Here is a 2,615-nt window from a genome sequence, read left to right as displayed (position 1 = left end):
GGCCTCCTTCCCTACCCTCAAGGTAGTGAAGGAGGCCTTCACGGACTTCCGGGCTCAGCCGACGATGTCGATCTCGAAATCCACGTTCGAGCTGTACTCGTAGTCCGCCCACACCGCGCCCGGCAGGTGATAGCGCCGGTGCGAAACGGTCTTCGGGTCGAATCCGGGTTTCTGCATGGGATTCCCGCCGACGCCGACCTTGTCGCTGCCCCAGGCGTAGATGTTGCCCTGCCACACGGGCGCGTCGGTGATGCCGTCCCCGTCGATACGCGGGCGGACGATGATCGCGGCCGTCTCGCTGCCGGAGAGCAACAAGCGCACGGACGTGACGGACGGGCTGGCCGGAATGGTCCTGCGTTCCATGAGTTCTGTCGTCGCCTTCCGCGTCGGGGCGGCGCCGCCGCCGGTCAAGTGGGCGTTCGTGTAGGACTCGTTGAGGTCGACACTGCTCGCGCGGATACCGGGGATCTGACCGGCGTCCGAGTACTGGTGCACGTCGTAGCGGCCCGCCGCGGCGTCGGGTCTGGCGCCGTAGCGCGCGATCCAGATGACAAGGTCCCGTACGCCGAACTGGTCGGGCCGCAGCATCTTGGCGAGCGAGTTGTTCATGTAGATACCGGGCCGGAACCCGTGGCCCGCCACGCGGTTGCAGAACCTGATCGAGAAGTCCCGCTTGCGCCCGTCGGGGATGTTCGGCGCCCCCGAACCCGGCGGGTTGTCCTCGAGGTCGAGCATCGGGACGCAGCCGGTCGCCCCGAGCCGCCGGACCTCCGCGATGAACACGTCTGCCTGCGCCTCGGGTGAGGGGCTCGCCTGCGCGTAGTGGTAGCCGCCCACCGGGATTCCCACGGATCTGGCGCCCGCCACCAGCGCGTCGCCGGTGTTGCGCCCGCCGTTCGGCAGGCCACCTCCGTCGGTGAGCTTGACGAAGACGAAGGTCACGCCGTGATCCTTGACGGCCTGCCAATTGGTAACGGATTGAAAGCGACTGTAGATATCTATTCCCAGCGCCATCGTTACAGCCTGACGGGTGAACCCAGTTGGACAAAAGGGCCTAGTGGGCGATAACCGGCGCGCCCGATTCGCCCTTTTGGGCGGCCCCTCCTTGGCTGACGCGGCTCGTCCATACCCGTACTGTGACGACATGGCGTCTCGAAGCCCCATTCGCTGGCTGACCCGTTGGGCCGACTGGTTCGAAGAGCGCGGCGTCTACGTCCCTGGCGAGGAAAGCCGGGCGGTCGATCCGATGCGCGATTTCGGCTGGCTGATCGTGGCCTGGGTGTCCGGTCTGGCGATCTTCATCCTGTTCTTCGCCTTCGCCGTCTGACCCCCTCGGCGATGTGCCACCGAGGTGACGACTGTCACTAGTCGTGTCCTTCCGATCACGGATCGGCCACGGCTGTACACCAGGTCCGCCTCAACCCGGCCTCGCCGCTCCTCTCGGCTGCGGAAGACCGTCAGTCTGGACTCTTCGGCACTAATACCTACCTCGAACGGCCCACCCGCACCGCCGACTGGAGTAACCCCACATGGCGCCCCCGCGCACCCCGAAGCTCTTGATCGCCGCCTGCTCGTTGCTGCTGGCGACCGCGTGCGGGGTTCCGGCACCGGAAAAAGGGGCCGCCGCGCTCGGCGCGGACGCTCCGGCGCAGGGCCTGGCCGCGACGCACGCGGAAGGCGACCTCGCGTTCGGCGCCCCGCACCGGTTCGCGACCGGGGTCACGATCTCCGTGTCCGCACCGAAAGCGTTCCGCCCCAGTGCGTCGGCGTACCCGCAGAGCCCGCGCGCGGTGGCCTTCGGTATCGAGGTGACGAACGCGGGCGAAGGCACTTACCGGCTCTCCGGTCTGTCCGTCACGGGCGAGGTCGACGGAGAGACCACCGCGGTCAAACAGGTCGTCGACCCCGTGCAGGGCTACAACGGCGTCGCGGACGCGGGCAAGGACGTGGCACCCGGCAGGTCGGTCCAGCTGAACCTCGCCTTCGCAGTTCCGGACAGGCCGGTGAAGCTGCGCCTTCAGGTGCGGCCGAGCCCTTCGGAGCCTGTCGCCGCGAAGTACTGCGGAAAGGTCTGACGCCGCCGATTCGCTACCGTGTGCGTCATGACCGAGCAGCGACTTTCCCCCGGCGACAAAGCGCCCGACTTCACCCTCCCCGACAGCGAGGGCAACGACGTCAAGCTCAGCGACTTCCGCGGCAAGTCGGTCGTCGTCTACTTCTACCCGAACGCCGGAACGCCGGGCTGCACGAAGCAGGCTTGCGACTTCCGGGACAGCCTCGCGCAGCTCAACGACGCCGGCTACCAGGTGCTCGGCATCTCGCCAGACAAGCCCGCGAAGCTCGCGAAGTTCGTCGAGGCGGAGGGGCTGACCTTCCCGCTGCTGTCCGACACGGAGAAGACCGCCCTCAAGGCGTACAGCGCCTTCGGCGAGAAGAAGAACTACGGCAGGGTCTACGAAGGCGTCATCCGCTCGACGTTCGTCGTCGACCCCGAGGGCAAGATCGCCGTGGCGCAGTACAACGTGCGCGCGACCGGCCACGTCGCGAAGCTGCTGCGGGACCTCGACCTCGCGTGAGTCTCGTGAGTGGTGAGGACGGTTCTAACCGTCCTCACC

4 protein-coding genes are annotated in these 2,615 nt (G+C 67.4%); 3 read left to right on the top strand and 1 reads right to left on the bottom strand.

Annotated elements, in window-relative coordinates; genetic code table 11:
* Nucleotides 1-54: 54 nt before the first annotated feature.
* Nucleotides 55-1,014: a glycoside hydrolase family 25 protein gene (locus ACFVM3_RS41845; protein ID WP_378445474.1), complete on the bottom strand. Its 960-nt coding sequence runs from the start codon at nucleotides 1,012-1,014 to the stop codon at nucleotides 55-57.
* Between the two features lie 130 nt (nucleotides 1,015-1,144).
* On the opposite strand from ACFVM3_RS41845, the gene ACFVM3_RS41840 reads away from it, so the two are divergent.
* From ACFVM3_RS41840 to bcp, 3 genes are all read left to right on the top strand, one after another.
* Complete coding sequence (locus ACFVM3_RS41840; protein ID WP_034308775.1) at nucleotides 1,145-1,327, top strand: hypothetical protein; 183 nt, start codon at nucleotides 1,145-1,147, stop codon at nucleotides 1,325-1,327.
* A 202-nt stretch (nucleotides 1,328-1,529) separates the two neighbouring features.
* Nucleotides 1,530-2,075: a hypothetical protein gene (locus tag ACFVM3_RS41835; protein ID WP_378445472.1), complete on the top strand. Its 546-nt coding sequence runs from the start codon at nucleotides 1,530-1,532 to the stop codon at nucleotides 2,073-2,075.
* Nucleotides 2,076-2,102: 27 nt separating this feature from the next.
* Nucleotides 2,103-2,576, top strand: a complete 474-nt coding sequence (gene bcp / locus ACFVM3_RS41830; protein WP_378445470.1) for a thioredoxin-dependent thiol peroxidase — start codon at nucleotides 2,103-2,105, stop codon at nucleotides 2,574-2,576.
* Nucleotides 2,577-2,615: the final 39 nt, after the last annotated feature.

It is taken from the genome of Amycolatopsis sp. NPDC057786, from assembly GCF_042797905.1.
Classification (GTDB): Bacteria; Actinomycetota; Actinomycetes; order Mycobacteriales; family Pseudonocardiaceae; genus Amycolatopsis.
The sequence above is the reverse complement of the archived record's forward strand: the minus strand, read 5'-3'. Positions and strand labels throughout refer to the sequence as shown.